We start from the raw sequence: 14,082 nt of genomic DNA on the forward strand, positions 1-14,082 counted from the left end.
CCGGGCCCGCGGGTGTCCTGCGGGCCCCGGCCGCCGGGGCCAGGATGGGGACATGACCGATCCCCGTCCCGTCCGCATCGGACTGCAGCTGCAGCCCCAGCACGCCGACTACGCCGACATCCGCCGCACCGTGGCCGCCGCCGAGGAGGCCGGCGTCGACGTCGTCTTCAACTGGGACCACTTCTTCCCGCTCTACGGCGAGCCCGACGGCAAGCACTTCGAGTGCTGGACCATGCTCGGCGCCTGGGCCGAGGCGACCTCCCGGGTGGAGATCGGCGCCCTGGTGACCTGCAACAGCTACCGCAACCCCGAGCTGCTCGCCGACATGGCCCGCACCGTCGACCACATCTCCGACGGCCGGCTGATCCTGGGCATCGGCTCCGGCTGGTTCCAGCGCGACTACGACGAGTACGGCTACGAGTTCGGCACCGCGGGCGGCCGGCTGAACGACCTGGCCGCGGCCCTGCCCCGCATCCGGAGCCGGTGGTCGGCGCTCAACCCGGCCCCGACCCGCGACATCCCGATCCTCATCGGCGGCGGGGGCGAGAAGAAGACCCTGCGCTACACCGCCGAGCACGCCGGCATCTGGCACGGCTTCGGCGACGTCGACACCGTCACCCGCAAGAGCGGCATCCTCGACGGGCACTGCCGCGACATCGGCCGCGACCCGGCCGAGATCGAACGCTCGGTCGGCGTCGAGGGCGCCCCGGAGGACAACGGCGCCGCCCTGTACGACGCCGGGGTGCGCCTGTTCACCGTCGGCCAGGACGGCCAGGGCGGCTACGACCTGTCCCGGCTGAAGGACTGGATCGCCTGGCGCGACGAGCGCAACGGCTGAGCTCAGAGGGCGCGCAGGAACGGGTCCCGGATCAGGTCCGGGACCCGTTCCGCGACGACCGCGGGTGCGTAGTACCAGCCCTGGGCGTTGGCGCAGCCGTACTCGCGCAGCCGCGCCGCCTGCTCCCGCGTCTCCACCGCCTCCGCGGTGACCTCCAGGTCCAGCGCGGAGGCCAGCGAGATCAGCGTGCGCAGGATGACGTCGTCGCGCTCGGCGGTCCCGGCCAGGAAGTGCCCGGCCAGCTTGAGCCGGTGCACCGGCAGATGCCGCAGGTAGGCGAGGTTGGAGTAGCCGGTCCCGAAGTCGTCGATGGCGATCTTCACGCCGAGTCGGTCGAGCTCGCGCAGCGTGGCCAGCGGCCGGCCGGGGGAGCCCATCAGGTCGGACTCGGTCAGCTCGACCTGCAGCAGCTCCGGCGGCCAGTCGTGGCGCTCCAGGGTCGCCGCGACGTCGGCGACCAGGTCCGACTCGGTCACCTGCCGGGCGGCGACGTTCACGCTGATCGTCAGCGGCCTGTCCGGGTACGCGTCGGCCCAGACCCGGCCCTGCCGGCACGCCTCGTCGAGGACCCGGCGGCCCAGCGGCACGACCAGCCCGGTCTCCTCGGCGAGCGGGATGAACCGGTCCGGGCCCAGCAGCTGCCCGTCGGGCCGCTGCCAGCGCACCAGCGCCTCGACCCCGATGGTCTGCTCGTCGGCCAGGCGCACCAGGGGCTGGTAGACGACCACGAAGTCGTCGCGGCGCAGGGCCTCGGGCATCTGCGAGGACAGCTCGAAGCGGGCGACGTCGTCGCGGTGGCGGTCGCGGTCGTAGAGCACGTAGCGCCCGCGGCCGGCCCGCTTGGCCGAGTAGAGGGTGGTGTCGGCGGCGGCGATCAGCTCGTCGGTGCCCAGCTCGCCGTCGTGGCGCACCACCCCGACGCTCGCCGAGATCACGATGTCGCGGCCGTCGACGCGCACCGGGCGGCGCACGGTACCCAGCGCGCGGGTCGCGACCTCCTCCAGCTCGGCCCGGTCGGCGGTGCGCGGCACCAGCACGACGAACTCGTCGCCGCCCATCCGCGCGACGAGGTGCCCGCCGGGCTCCAGCGCGCCCCGCAGCCGGTCGGCCAGCACCTGCAGCAGCCGGTCCCCGGCCTGGTGGCCCAGGGTGTCGTTGACGACCTTGAACCCGTCCAGGTCCAGGTAGCAGACCCCCGGGCGGGCACCGGAGGAGCCCGCGTCGATCGCGGCGCCCAGGCGCTCGAAGAACAGCGACCGGTTCGGCAGCCCGGTCAGCGGGTCGTGCGACGCCTGGTGGGCCAGGCTCTCCTGCATCAGCAGCTGGTCGGTCACGTCGGACACGACCGCGACGAGCAGCTGCTCGTCACCGCCGACCGGGCCGAGCAGGGTGACCACGGCGTCGATCCACACGTCGCTGTCGTCGGCGCGCCGGACCGGGCGGACCACCCGGAGCCGGTCCAGGGAGCCGTCGAGCAGCCGCGGCCGCTCCGCCCACACCTCCGGCGCCGACTCCCGGGGCACGAAGTCGGTGACCCGCATCCTCAGCAGCTGGGCGGGCGTGTACCCGGACATGACGGCGGCGGTCTCGTTGACCTCGACGAGCCGCCCGTCCGGCTCGAAGATCACGATCCCGACGGCCGCGGAGTCGACGACGGTCCGCAGCCGCAGGTCCGAGCGACGACGGGCCTCCTCGGCGACGCGGCGGGCCTCCAGTGCGGCCCGGGTGACCTGCTCGTGCTCGGCGAGGACCAGGCTGCGGGTGGCCTCGGTGAACCCGCGGGCGAACGCCGCCAGCACGGCCGCGATCCGCCGGACCCGGGCGGCGGTGTCCGCGGCCGGCTCCAGGTGCGCCCCGAGTAGCTCCATCCCGATCTCCAGGCAGCCCGGCTGGTGGATCCGCGCCCGTACCAGGTCCCCGCCGGCGGCCGCCGGGAGGGCCGGGTCGTACCGCTCCGCCAGTGCGGCCTCCCGCAGCCGGCCGGTCACCCGGTCGAGGACCGGGCGCAGCTCGGTGACCGGTAGCACCGAGCGCCGGGCCAGCTCCGAGGCCCAGGGGCCGGTGAGATCGGCGGGGTCGGGGAGTGCTGCGGGGACGAGCGCCCGTCCGTGGTCGGCGCGAGCAGCGGCGACGTCGGCCTGCTGCATCCACCGCCCCCGTTCGCTCCGGTGGGAGGGACTTCCCTCATGATCGGGATGATCGGTGAACACCGTAACCGATCCGACCCGCCCGGTGGGGCCGACCGGGTTACGTCGGTGGCCTGTGACGGGCCGGTCGGGTCAGGCCGGCGACCCGTCGGTCACCTCCGTCACCCACACGACGGCCTCACCGGCCTCGTCGGAGGCAGCGAGGTCCACCTCGGCGGTGATCGCCCAGTCCCGGTCGCCCGCCGGGTCGTCGAGGACCTGGCGCACCAGCCAGCGGTCGGCCTCCTCGGTGAGGTCGAACAGCTCGGGCCCGCGCGCGTCCGGCCCGAAGCCGATCCGGTCGTGGATCGCGAAGTAGGGGGCCAGCGCGTCCCGCCAGCGGTCGGCGGTCCAGCCGGCGTCGGCGTCGAGGTCGCCCAGCTCGGCGTAGCGGCCCATCGCCGCGAGCTCCACCCGGCGGAACAGCGCGTTGCGCACCATGACCCGGAACGCGCGGGCGTTGCCGGTGACCCCGGTCGGCGTGGCGACGGCGACCTCGGCCCCCGGCGGCAGCACCTCCCCGTCGGCACCCGCCCCGGCGGCGAGCTTCTCCCACTCGTCGAGCAGCGAGGAGTCGGTCTGGCGGACCAGCTCGCCCAGCCACTCCACGAGGTCGGTGAGCTCCTCGGTGCGGGCGTGCTCGGGCACGGTCTGGCGCAGCGCCCGGTAGGCGTCGGCCAGGTAGCGCAGCACCAGGCCCTCGGAGCGGGCGAGCTGGTAGTGCGAGACGTACTCGGTGAACGTCATCGCCCGCTCGCTCATGTCCCGGACCACCGACTTCGGCGACAGGACGGCGTCGGCGACCCACGGTGCGCCGCGGCGGTAGGTCTCCAGCGCGGCGTGCAGCATCTCGTCGAGGGGCTTGGGGTGGGTGACCTCCTCCAGGCGGGCCATCCGCTCCTCGTACTCGATGCCGTCGGCCTTCATCGCCGCGATCGCCTCGCCGCGGGCCTTGTTCTGCTGGGCGGCGAGGATCTGGCGGGGGTCGTCGAGGGTCGACTCGATCACCGAGAGCACGTCGAGGGCGTAGGTCGGCGACTCCCGGTCGAGGAGCTCGAACACCGCCAGCGCGAACGGCGACAGCGGCTGGTTGAGCGCGAAGTCCAGCTGCAGCTCGTCGACCACCCGCGCCCGTGGCCGGGTCGCACCGTCCACGGTGTACTGCTCGACGACCCCGGAGGTCCGCAGCGCCCGGTAGATCGCGATCGCCCGCAGCATGTGCTTGAGCTGCCGCTTGCGGGGCTCGTGGTTGTCGGTGAGCAGGTGCTCCATCGCGGCGTAGGTGTCCCCGCCGCGCGAGACCACGTTGAGCAGCATCGCGTGGGTGACCTCGAAGTGGCTGGTCAGCGGCTCCGGGCGGGCCTGCTGCAGCTTCTCGAACGAGGTCTCCGACCAGCCGACGAACCCCTCGGGGGGCTGCTTGCGCTGGACCTTGCGGCGCTTCTTCGGGTCGTCGCCCGCCTTGGCCAGCGCCTTGGCGTTCTCGATGTCGTGCTCGGGTGCCTGCGCGACGACGGTGCCGACGGTGTCGTACCCGGCCCGGCCGGCGCGGCCGGCGATCTGGTGGAACTCGCGGGCCTTGAGCGGGCGCACGCGGCGCCCGTCGTACTTGGACAGGGCGGTGAACAGCACCGTGCGGATCGGCACGTTGATGCCGACGCCGAGGGTGTCGGTGCCGCAGATGACCTTGAGCAGGCCGGCCTGGGCGAGGGTCTCCACCAGCCGCCGGTAGCGGGGGAGCATCCCGGCGTGGTGCACGCCGATCCCGTGGCGCACCAGGCGGGACAGGGTGCGGCCGAAGCCGGAGGTGAACCGGAACGCCCCGATCGTCTCGGCGATCGCGGCCTTGTCCTCCTTGGAGGTGACGTTGACGCTCATCAGCGCCTGCGCCCGTTCGACGGCGGCCTGCTGGGTGAAGTGCACGACGTAGACCGGCGCCTCACGCGTCGACAGCAGCTCGGTGATCGTCTCGTGCAGCGGCTCGACGACGTAGCGGAAGTGCAGCGGCACCGGCCGCTCCACCGAGGTGATCTCCGCGGTCTCCCGCCCGGTGCGCCGGGTCAGGTCCTCCGCGAAGAACGACGTGTCGCCCAGCGTGGCGCTCATCAGCAGGAACTGCGCCTGCGGCAGCTCGACGATCGGCACCTGCCAGGCCCAGCCGCGCGACGGGTCGGCGTAGAAGTGGAACTCGTCCATGATCACCGAGCCGACGTCGGTCCCGGGGCCCTCGCGCAGTGCGAGGTTGGCCAGGATCTCCGCGGTGCAGCAGATGATCGGCGCCTTCTCGTTCACCGCGGCGTCGCCGGTGAGCATGCCGACCTTGTCCGCGCCGAACACCTCGCACAGCGCGAAGAACTTCTCGCTGACCAGCGCCTTGATCGGCGCGGTGTAGAAGCTGCGCTCCCCGCGGGCCAGCGCCGCGGCGTGCGCGCCGATCGCGACCAGCGACTTCCCCGAGCCCGTCGGCGTCGAGAGGATCACGTTGGCGCCGGTGACCAGCTCCAGCAGCGCCTCCTCCTGCGCCGGGTACAGCGACAGACCGCGCTCGTCGAACGCCCACTCGGCGAAGGTGTCCACCAGCGCGGCGGGATCCGGGGGGTTCGCGGGGTCGGAGGAGCGCGGCAGCCGGTCGGTGAGCGTCATGATGGGACCGATCGTCGCAGACACCCCCGGCACCGGGCGCCGCAGCGCCGAGGTGGCGCCCGCACTCGCCCGTGCGGGGGATAGCGTGGATGCCGTGGTGGGGGGCGGTGCGACGCACGGCGCCGGGCAGGCGCGCGCCGGCGCGGGTCCTGCTGCGCCCATGCCCGACCTCGTCCCACCGATGCTGCCCGCCGCGGGCGAGCTGACCGACGCGGGCGACCCGGACCGCTGGGCGGTCGAGTTCGCCTGGGAGGGCCACCGCTGCGTGGCCTACGCCCGGCCCGGCCGCGTCCGGCTGCTGTCCTCCACCGCACGCAGCGTGACCGGGTCCTTCCCCGAGCTCGCCGTGCTCGGCGACCAGGCCCCGCCGGGCGGCATGGTGCTCGACGGCACCGTCGTCGCCCTCGACGAGGCGGGCCGCCCCTCGCGCGGTCCGCTGCTGCGCCGCACCGCGACGGTGTCCCCGGACGCGGCCCTGCGGACCGAGGTCCCGGTCGGCTACGTGGTCACCGACCTGCTGTTCTGCGACGGCCGCCGCACCCTGGAGCTGCCCTACCGGCGGCGCCGCGCGGAGCTGGAGGCGCTCGACCTGGCCGGGCCGAAGATCCTGGTCCCGCCCTCGTTCGGGCTCGACGAGGCCGACCTCGTGGTCCGCACCGCGGAGCGCTACGGCCTCGACGGGCTGCACCTCAAGCGGCTCGACCTGCCCTACCAGCCCGGGCGGCGCACCCGGAACTGGCTGCGGGTGCCGCTGCGCCGCCACCGGCAGGTGCTCGTCGCGGGCTGGGTGCCCGCCGGGGGCCCCGGCGGGGGCCGGGAGCGGATCGGCGCGGTGCTGCTGGCGCTGCCCGAGCCCGACGGGCTCCGCTACGTGGGCCGCGTCGGGATCGGCGCCGCCGACGTCGACGCCCGTACCGTCCTGCGCGTCCCCGCCACCGGGACCCCGCCGCTCGGGGTGCCCGACGGGATCGGGGTCGACGCCCGCTGGCTGGCCCCCGGCCTGGTCGCGGCGGTCGAGCACCGGGGCCGGACGGCCGCCGGGCGGCTCACCCTGCCGTCGTGGCGCGGTCTGGTGGTGCCCGCCGAGCACGACGACGACCTGGCCACCGCGATCGACGTGGCCCGCCGGGCGGCGTCGGCGGCCCGCCCGACCGTCGCACTGCGCCGCCCGGGCCGCGGGACCGAGCAGGCACCCGGGCACGGCCCGGAGACCGTCGTCCTGCCCCGCGCCCGTGCCGCGGCCGCACCGGCCACCCGGCCCGCGTCCGAGGACGGGGACGCCCCGCCGGGCACCCGCACCCCGGGCCGCGCCGGCACCGCGGACCCCGACCGGCCCGCCCGCGACACATCACGGGACGAGGGCCGCGCGGCCCGGCCCGGCGCGCACCGCGCCCCGGCCCCCGACGAGACCGTCCGCATCCGGGTCCGCGACGCCGTCCCGCCCGCCCCCGGGGCCCCCGCGCCGCCGGCCGCCGCCCCCGACGGCCCCTGGCACGGGCCGCTGTCGCGGCGGCTGGAGCAGCACTTCGTCTACAACACCCTCAACACCATCGCCTCGCTGGTGCGCACCGACCCGCCACGGGCCCGGGAGCTGCTGCTGGGCTTCGCCGACCTGTCCCGGGCCGCGGACCGGGCCGGGGAGCCGTCGATCCGGCTCGACGAGGAGCTCGCCGCCGTGCGGGCGTACCTGCAGATCGAACGGACCCGCTTCGGCGCCCGGCTGACCACCGAGCTCGACGACCCGTCCGGGGCCGGGGTCGACCCGTCGTCGGCGGTGCCGCCGCTCTCGGTGCTCGCCGCGGTCCGCCGCGGGGTGCAGGAGGAGATCGAGCCGCACAGCGCGGGCGGCGCGGTCCACGTGCGGCTGGACCCGGACGCCCCCGACGGGCCCGCGGCCCGGGTGGAGGTCCATCCGGCGGGCCCGGCGGAACGGTCCGCCCGCGCCCCGCTCGTCCTGCTGGTCCTGCCGCTGGGCGTGCCCGTCGTGTGACACCCGGCGGCGGGGGAGTGGCGTGCACCGCCCGGGGCGACGGAGCTTCATCGATCCGGATAGCGTGCGCGCCATGCTGGGGCTGCCCGAGGGCACACGCGCGTGCCTGTTCGACCTGGACGGCGTACTCACCGACACCGCGAGCGTCCACGCCGCGGCGTGGAAGCAGATGTTCGACGAGTACCTCCGTTCCCGCGACGGTGACGGGTACACCCCGTTCGACGTCAACGCCGACTACGGTCCGTACGTGGACGGGAAGCCCCGTCTCGAGGGGACCCGCAGCTTCCTCGCCTCGCGCGGGATCGAGCTGCCCGAGGGGTCCCCGGACGACTCCGCGGACACCGAGACCCTGTGGGGCCTGTCGACCCGCAAGAACGACCTCGTGCAGGAGCGGATCCGCACCGACGGCGTCGAGGTCTACCCGGGGTCGCGCCGCTACCTGGAGGCGGTGAAGGACGCCGGGCTCACCACCGCCGTCGTGTCCTCCAGCGCGAACGCCGAGCAGATCCTGCGGGTCACCGGGCTCGAGACCTTCATCGACCACCGCGTCGACGGCGTCACCGCCCGCGAGCGCGGCCTGCCCGGCAAGCCCGCTCCCGACACCTTCCTCGCCGCCGCGGCCGACCTCGGGGTCGACCGGTCCGCCGCGGTCGTGTTCGAGGACGCGCTGGCCGGCGTGCAGGCCGGCCACGCGGGGGACTTCGGCGCCGTCGTCGGCGTCGACCGTCTCGACCAGGCCGACGCGCTCCGTGAGCACGGCGCGGACGTCGTCGTCACCGATCTCGCCGACCTGCTGGAGCGTTCGTGAAGCCCGACCACCTGCCCACCTTCACCGTCGAGCCGTGGGTGGTCCGCGAACCGCGCCTCGACCTGGACGCGATGGGCCAGACCGAGTCGGTCTTCGCGCTGTCCAACGGCCACATCGGGCTGCGCGGCAACCTCGACGAGGGCGAGCCGCACGTCCTGCCCGGCACCTACCTGAACTCCTTCTACGAGGTCCGGCCGCTGCCGTACGCCGAGGGCGGCTACGGCTACCCCGAGTCCGGGCAGACGATCATCAACACGACCAACGGCAAGCTGATCCGGCTGCTGGTCGACGACGAGCCGTTCGACCTGCGCTACGGCACCCTGCACCGGCACGAGCGGGTGCTGGACATGCAGGCCGGCACGCTGCACCGCGAGGTCGAGTGGGAGTCCCCGGCCGGGCGCCGGGTCCGGGTCCGCTCCACCCGCATGGTCTCGCTGACCCAGCGCGCGGTCGCCGCGATCTCCTACGAGGTCGAGCTGGTCAGCAACGGCAACGACGGCAGCGGCGCCGCCGGTGACGCCGCCCTGCTGGTGCTGCAGTCCGAGCTCGTCGCCAACGAGCAGCTGCCCGGCCGCGACGCCGACGACCCGCGCCTGGACACCGCGCTGGACAACGTACTCGAGCCCGAGCAGTCCCGCGCCGGCGACGCCGGTGCGACCCTGGTGCACCGCACCCGCAAGTCCGAGCTGCGCTGCGGCGCCGCGATGGAGCACGAGGTGTTCGGCCCGGAGGGCGTCCAGGTGTCCACCGACGCCAACGAGGACCTCGCCCGCACCACCGTCATCGCCCGGGTCAAGCCCGGCCAGTCGCTGCGCGTGGTCAAGTACCTCGCCTACGGCTGGTCCTCGCGACGCAGCCTGCCCGCCGTCTACGACCAGGTGCGCGCCGCCATCGCCGCCGCCCGCTACACCGGCTGGGACGGCCTGGTCGCCGAGCAGCGCGACTACCTCGACGACTTCTGGGCCACCGCCGACGTCGAGATCGACGGCGACGCCGAGCTGCAGCAGGCCGTGCGGCTGGCGACCTTCCACATCCTGCAGGCCGGCGCCCGCGCCGAGCGCCGCTGCATCCCGGCCAAGGGCCTGACCGCCGACGGCTACGACGGCCACACCTTCTGGGACACCGAGACGTTCTGCCTGCAGGTGCTGTCCTTCGTCGCCCCGGAGGCCGCGGCGGACGCGCTGCGCTGGCGCAAGTCGATCCTGCCGCTGGCCTTCGAGCGCGCCGAGACACTCGGCCTCAAGGGCGCGGCGTTCCCGTGGCGCACCATCCGCGGCCACGAGTGCTCCGGCTACTGGCCCGCGGGCACCGCGGCGTTCCACATCAACGCCGACATCGCCGACGCGGTGAAGCGGCACGTGCACGCCACCGGCGACACCAAGTTCGAGCTGGAGGTCGGGCTGGAGCTGCTGGTCGCGACCGCGCGGCTGTGGCGCTCGCTGGGCAGCCACGACTCGGCGGGCAACTTCCGCATCGACGGCGTCACCGGCCCCGACGAGTACTCCTCGATCGCGGACAACAACGTCTACACCAACCTGATGGCCCAGCAGAACCTGCGCTACGCCGCCGAGGTCGCCGCGAAGCACCCGCGGTCCGCGTCGCGGCTCGGGGTGGACTCCGAGGAGATCGCGTCCTGGCGCGACGCCGCCGGCGCCATGTTCATCCCGTTCGACGAGCGCCTGGGCGTGCACCCGCAGTCCGAGGGCTTCACCGACCACCAGCGGTGGAACTTCGAGGAGACCCCGGCCGAGCGGTACCCGCTGCTGCTGAACTACCCGTACTTCGACCTGTACCGCAAGCAGGTCATCAAGCAGGCCGACCTCGTGCTGGCGATGCAGATCTTCCCGGAGGCGTTCACCGAGGAGCAGAAGCGCCGCAACTTCGCCTACTACGAGGCGATCACGGTGCGGGACTCGTCGCTGTCGGCGTGCACCCAGTCGGTGATGGCCGCCCGCACCGGGCACCTGGAGCTGGCCCACCAGTACCTCGCCGAGGCCGCCCTGGTGGACCTGCAGGACCTCGCGGGCAACACCGACCACGGCATGCACATCGCGTCGATGGCGGGGACCTGGACCGCGGTCGTGCTGGGCTTCGGCGGGATGCGCTGCGAGGCCGACGGGCTGTCGTTCGCGCCGGTGCTCCCGGCGTCGCTGTCGCGGATCTCGTTCGGCCTGAAGTGGCAGGGGCGCCGCATCCGGGTCTCGATCACCCCCGAGGAGACCGAGTACCGGCTCACCGACGGCGCCCCGATGCGGCTGCGCCACCACGGCGAGCCCATCGCGCTCGACGACGAGGGCCCGGCCACCGCGCCGACCCCCACCCCGGAGTGGGTGGAGCCGGTGGAGCAGCCATACGGACGGGCCCCGCGGGTCCGCGGCTGACCGCGCCGGGCCGGACTGCGTAGGACGGCGGATCCCGCCGCCGTCCCCGCAGTGGTCCGATGTCCGGTATGTCACCGGTGTGGAGGTCCGTGGCGGTCGCCGCCGGGATCGTCGTCGTGGTCGTCGTCGGGTACGTGCTGTGGGTCTCGCCCGGGTCCCCGCCCGACCGGGCCGAGGTGACCGGGCACGTCGAGCGGGTGCTCGCCCGCCAGGAGGGCGGCCCGGTCACGGCGACCTGCACCGAACCCGTCGGGTCCGACGACGGCACCCTGCGCGCCACCTGCACGCTCACCGCGGGCGTCGACCGCCGCGGCTGGGCGACGGTGACCGCGGCGCCCCGCTCCGGGGCGACCGAGCACCGCGGGGCCGGGACACGCACCTCGGCCGGCGCCTGGTGGCTCACCGTCGCCGGGGCCGTGCCGGTCGACACGGCCGGACGGGTCGACCACACCGTCGCCGTCGCCGGCACCGGTGGCTCGGCGTCGGTCGCGGCGACCGGCACCGTCCTGCACGCGCTGCGGGCGCTGGGCCACGACGGTGCGCCGCTGCTCGGCTGCCCGGACGGCGACGTCCCGGTCGGCGCGACCGTGACCTGCACCGCGACCGGCCCCGGTGCGGCGACGGTCTCCGCGGCGGGCGTCACCCGGGTCGACGCCGCCACGTTCCGGGTGCGGGCGCGGGTGCCGGCCGCGGGCGGCTGAATCCCGCCCCGTCGTCCACCGGATGGTCGTGCACCACTGGTAGCCTGGTCAGTCGCTCCGTCGGAGACAGGCTCGTCCTGCCACCGCGCGGACGTGTCGTGTACGTCCCCCCGGTGGAGGATCCCCGCGCCGTGCCCGAACCCACTTCCGCTGCCGGCTCCCCGGCTGCCGCGGCCGACCCCGCCGCGCCGGTCGACCCGGAGCTGGCCCACGAACAGTCCTACGTGGCCATGCTCTACGAGCAGCTCGAGGACCGCCGTCGCGACACCGCGCGCCGGCTGGCCGACACGCTGCGCGAGGAGACCGTCGGCACCCCGCAGGCCATCACCCAGCGCGACGCCGCCGCGGAGATGCTCACCGACCGGCTCGCCGGTCTGCGTGCCGCCGAGCACGGGCTGGCCTTCGGCCGGCTCGACGCCGACGACGGCGAGATCCGCTACGTCGGCCGTATCGGCCTGCTCGACGAGGACAACGAGTACGAGCCGCTGCTGATGGACTGGCGGGCACCCGCCGCCCGGCCGTTCTACACCGCCACCGCCGCGAACCCCGAGGGGATGCGGCGGCGCAGGCACCTGCGGACCCGGCTGCGGCAGGTCGTCGCGGTCGACGACGAGCCGCTCAACCTCGCCGAGATGACCGAGGCCGAGCGGGCCCGCTCGGGCTCCGGGCTCACCAGCGAGGCCGCGCTGCTGGCGGCGGTCTCCTCGGCCCGTACCGGGCGGATGGGCGACATCGTCGCCACCATCCAGGGCGAGCAGGACCGGATCATCCGGTCGAAGCCGTCCGGGGTGCTGGTCGTGCAGGGCGGGCCCGGCACCGGGAAGACGGCGGTGGCGCTGCACCGCGCGGCCTACCTGCTCTACACCCACCGCGACCGGCTGGCCCGGCGCGGCGTGCTCGTCGTCGGGCCGAACCCGACGTTCCTGCGCTACATCGGCCAGGTCCTGCCCTCGCTGGGGGAGACCAGCGTCGTGCTCGGCACCGTCGCCCAGCTGTTCCCCGGCCTGGACGCGCGACGCACCGAGTCCCCGGCGACGGCCGAGCTGAAGGGCCGCGCCGACATGGCGCCGGTGATCGCCGCCGCGGTGCGCGACCGGCAGCAGCTGCCGCGCACACCGGTCGAGCTCGTCGTGGAGCAGCAGCGGGTCGTCCTCGACCGGGACACCGTCGCCCAGGCCCGCACCCGGGCCCGGCGCTCCCGTAAGCCGCACAACGAGGCCCGCCGCATCTTCCGCAAGGAGCTGCTGCGGCTGCTCGCCCAGCAGGTCGCCCGTCGCGTCGGCGGCGGCGAGTCCGGCCTGCTGGACCGGCGCGACGTCGACGACATCCGCGACGAGCTCGCCGAGTCCGCCGCGGTCGCGACGCACCTCGAGGAGCTCTGGCCGACGCTGTCGCCCGAGCAGCTGCTCACCGACCTGTTCGCCGACCGTCGCCGGCTCAACTCGGTGGCCCGGCGGATCCCGGCGCCCGAGCGGGCCCTGCTGGAGCGCCCGGCGCCCGGCGCCGACGTGCCCCCGGACCTGCGCTGGACCCCGGCCGACGTCGCCCTGCTCGACGAGGCCGCCGAGCTGCTCGGCGACGACGGCGCCGCCCAGGCCGCCGCCGAGGCCGCCGCACTGCGCGAGGAGGTCGAGTACGCCCAGGGCGTGCTCGACGTGCTCGACCTGGAGGAGGACCTCGACCCCGAGCTGCTGCGCGCCACCGACATCATCGACGCCGACCGGCTCGCCGAGCGCATGCAGGTCTCCCGCTACGACTCCACCGCCGAGCGGGCGGCCGCGGACCGGGAGTGGACCTACGGCCACATCATCGTCGACGAGGCGCAGGAGCTGTCGGCGATGGCCTGGCGGATGGTCATGCGTCGCGCCCCCGCCCGGTCGATGACCCTGGTCGGGGACATCGCCCAGACCGGTGACCGCGGCGGCGCGGGCTCCTGGGACGAGGTCCTGTCACCGTTCGTGGCCCGCCGCTGGCGCCTGGAGCAGCTGACGGTGAACTACCGGACGCCCTCGGAGATCGCCGACGTCGCCGACGACGTGCTCGCCGAGATCGACGCGTCGCTGCGGCCGCCGTCGTCGGTGCGCTCGACCGGGGTGCCGCCGTGGGCGGCGGCGCTGCCCGCCGGGGCCGACGGCGACCGGGTGCTGGCCGAGCGGGTGGGCGCCGAGCGCGACGCCGTCGGGGACGGGCGCACCGTCGTCCTCGCCCCCGAGGGCCGCGTCGCCCACGTGCGCGCCGTGCTGGAGACCGCAGGCCTCGTGACGCCGGCCGGGCCCGACACCGAGGAGACCGCAGGCGAGTCCGAGCTCGACGCCCCCGTCGTCGTGCTCCCGGTGGCCGCGTCGAAGGGCCTGGAGTTCGACGCCGTCGTCGTCGTCGAGCCGCAGGAGATGCTGGACGAGTCCCCGCGCGGGCTCAACGACCTCTACGTGGCGATCACCCGGGCCACCCAGCGCCTCGGGGTCCTCCACTCCGGGGACCTGCCCCCGGTGCTCAAGCGGATCGGGCGGGCCGGCTGAGCCCGGCCCGGCGCCC

At 74.9% G+C, this 14,082-nt stretch carries 8 protein-coding genes; 6 read left to right on the forward strand and 2 right to left on the reverse strand.

The genetic code is table 11. The features are described from left to right. Positions 1-52 precede the first annotated feature (52 nt). Positions 53-838 (forward strand): LLM class F420-dependent oxidoreductase, encoded by a 786-nt coding sequence (locus tag KPL57_RS47810; protein WP_226357088.1) that lies wholly within the window; start codon positions 53-55, stop codon positions 836-838. A gap of 2 nt (positions 839-840) precedes the next feature. Here the strand turns inward: KPL57_RS47810 and KPL57_RS47815 are convergent, their stop codons facing one another. Together KPL57_RS47815 and KPL57_RS47820 are read right to left on the reverse strand one after the other, a co-directional pair. After that, complete coding sequence (locus KPL57_RS47815) at positions 841-2,985, reverse strand: bifunctional diguanylate cyclase/phosphodiesterase (RefSeq protein WP_226357089.1); 2,145 nt, start codon at positions 2,983-2,985, stop codon at positions 841-843. Between the two features lie 132 nt (positions 2,986-3,117). Then, positions 3,118-5,667, reverse strand: coding sequence for an RNA helicase (locus KPL57_RS47820; protein ID WP_226357090.1), 2,550 nt, complete (start codon positions 5,665-5,667; stop codon positions 3,118-3,120). Between the two features lie 94 nt (positions 5,668-5,761). On the opposite strand from KPL57_RS47820, the gene KPL57_RS47825 reads away from it, so the two are divergent. The 5 genes from KPL57_RS47825 (at position 5,762) to KPL57_RS47845 (ending at position 14,066) form a co-directional block, all read left to right on the forward strand. Then, on the forward strand, positions 5,762-7,657 hold the full coding sequence (locus tag KPL57_RS47825; protein ID WP_226357091.1) for a histidine kinase: 1,896 nt from the start codon (positions 5,762-5,764) through the stop codon (positions 7,655-7,657). Positions 7,658-7,730: 73 nt separating this feature from the next. Then, entirely contained in the window at positions 7,731-8,465 is a 735-nt protein-coding gene (locus tag KPL57_RS47830) for a beta-phosphoglucomutase family hydrolase (protein WP_226357092.1), read from the forward strand. Further along, positions 8,462-10,846, forward strand: coding sequence for a glycoside hydrolase family 65 protein (locus KPL57_RS47835; RefSeq protein ID WP_226357093.1), 2,385 nt, complete (start codon positions 8,462-8,464; stop codon positions 10,844-10,846). The genes KPL57_RS47830 and KPL57_RS47835 overlap by 4 nt, the downstream gene beginning before the upstream one ends. Before the next feature lie 89 nt (positions 10,847-10,935). Then, on the forward strand, positions 10,936-11,547 hold the full coding sequence (locus tag KPL57_RS47840) for a hypothetical protein (protein WP_226357094.1): 612 nt from the start codon (positions 10,936-10,938) through the stop codon (positions 11,545-11,547). 230 nt (positions 11,548-11,777) lie between these two features. Then, the gene (locus KPL57_RS47845; protein ID WP_226357494.1) at positions 11,778-14,066 is read left to right on the forward strand and encodes an ATP-binding domain-containing protein; all 2,289 of its coding nucleotides are present in this window, start codon (positions 11,778-11,780) and stop codon (positions 14,064-14,066) included. Positions 14,067-14,082: the final 16 nt, after the last annotated feature.

Source organism: Pseudonocardia sp. ICBG601 (assembly GCF_020496245.1).

What these genes read in the sequence shown, in the direction of transcription:
- KPL57_RS47815 (WP_226357089.1), bottom strand. Translation starts at nt 2,985, where the DNA reads ATGCAGCAGGCCGACGTCGCCGCTGCTCGCGCCGACCACGGACGGGCG.
- KPL57_RS47845 (WP_226357494.1), top strand. Translation starts at nt 11,778, where the DNA reads ATGCTCTACGAGCAGCTCGAGGACCGCCGTCGCGACACCGCGCGCCGG.
- KPL57_RS47820 (WP_226357090.1), bottom strand. Translation starts at nt 5,667, where the DNA reads ATGACGCTCACCGACCGGCTGCCGCGCTCCTCCGACCCCGCGAACCCC.
- KPL57_RS47830 (WP_226357092.1), top strand. Translation starts at nt 7,731, where the DNA reads ATGCTGGGGCTGCCCGAGGGCACACGCGCGTGCCTGTTCGACCTGGAC.
- KPL57_RS47810 (WP_226357088.1), top strand. Translation starts at nt 53, where the DNA reads ATGACCGATCCCCGTCCCGTCCGCATCGGACTGCAGCTGCAGCCCCAG.